Origin of the sequence: Dokdonia genika (assembly GCF_042652845.1) — a bacterium.
GTDB classification, from domain to species: domain Bacteria; phylum Bacteroidota; class Bacteroidia; order Flavobacteriales; family Flavobacteriaceae; genus Dokdonia; species Dokdonia donghaensis.
Genome location: NZ_JBHSHB010000002.1, coordinates 1 through 1,695 on the forward strand (window position 1 = coordinate 1; position 1,695 = coordinate 1,695).

A 1,695-nucleotide genomic window follows, 5' to 3' on the forward strand; every position below is an offset into this window, starting at 1 on the left:
CCAATGACGATGCTACTGTCGTAAGCATTGGTGATGTAACAGTAACAGAAGGAGATGATGGAACTACGGTGGTAGCTGAATTCCCAGTAACCTTAAGTGCTCCTGCCGATACAGATACAGTAGTAACCTTCACCGTTGCTGATGGAACAGGAACGGTTGGTGATGCAGATTATGTGGCACCAACAGAGTTAACTGTAACAATCCCTGCTGGCGAGACGAGTGCTGTATTCCCAGTAACGGTAAATGGCGATGATGTTGTGGAGTCAGATGAAGAATTTGAAGTAACGATTGCTAACACTACCAATGGAACCATAGATCCTGCTGCCACAACAGGAACTGGAACAATTACCAATGACGATGCTACTGTCGTAAGCATCGGCGATGTAACAGTAACAGAAGGGAATGATGGAACTACGGTGGTAGCTGAATTCCCAGTAACCTTAAGTGCTCCTTCCGATACAGATACAGTAGTAACTTTCACCGTTGCTGATGGAACAGGAACGGTTGGTGATGCGGATTATGTAGCACCAACAGAGTTAACTGTAACAATCCCTGCTGGCGAGACGAGTGCTGTATTCCCAGTAACGGTAAATGGCGATGATGTTGTAGAATCAGATGAAGAATTTGAAGTAACGATTGCTAATACTACCAATGGTACGATTGATCCTGCTGCCACAACAGGAACTGGAACAATTACCAATGACGATGCTACTGTCGTAAGCATTGGTGATGTAACAGTAACAGAAGGAAATGATGGAACTACGGTGGTAGCTGAATTCCCAGTAACCTTAAGTGCTCCTTCCGATACAGATACAGTAGTAACTTTTACCGTTGCTGATGGAACAGGAACGGTTGGTGATGCAGATTATGTGGCACCAACAGAGTTAACTGTAACAATCCCTGCTGGCGAGACGAGTGCTGTATTCCCAGTAACGGTAAATGGCGATGATGTTGTAGAATCAGATGAAGAATTTGAAGTAACGATTGCTAATACTACCAATGGTACGATTGATCCTGCTGCCACAACAGGAACTGGAACAATTACCAATGACGATGCTACTGTCGTAAGCATTGGTGATGTAACAGTAACAGAAGGGAATGATGGAACTACGGTGGTAGCTGAATTCCCAGTAACCTTAAGTGCTCCTTCCGATACAGATACAGTAGTAACCTTCACCATTGCTGATGGAACAGGAACGGTTGGTGATGCGGATTATGTAGCACCAACGGAGTTAACCGTAACAATCCCTGCTGGAGAGACGAGTGCTGTATTCCCAGTAACGGTAAATGGTGATGATGTTGTAGAATCAGATGAAGAATTTGAAGTAACGATTGCTAATACTACTAATGGTACGATTGATCCTGCTGCCACAACAGGAACTGGAACAATTACCAATGACGATGCTACTGTCGTAAGCATTGGTGATGTAACAGTAACAGAAGGAAATGATGGAACTACGGTGGTAGCTGAATTCCCAGTAACCTTAAGTGCTCCTTCCGATACAGATACAGTAGTAACTTTCACCGTTGCTGATGGAACAGGAACGGTTGGTGATGCAGATTATGTAGCACCAACAGAGTTAACTATAACAATCCCTGCTGGAGAGACGAGTGCTGTATTCCCAGTAACGGTAAATGGTGATGACGTTGTAGAATCAGATGAAGAATTTGAAGTAACGATTGCTAATACTACCA

General features: G+C 44.0%; 1 protein-coding gene. It reads left to right on the plus strand.

Translation table 11 applies throughout. The features are described from left to right. On the plus strand, nt 1–1,695 hold a 1,695-nt coding region (locus tag ACFO5T_RS00010), incomplete at both ends, for a Calx-beta domain-containing protein (protein WP_380030945.1).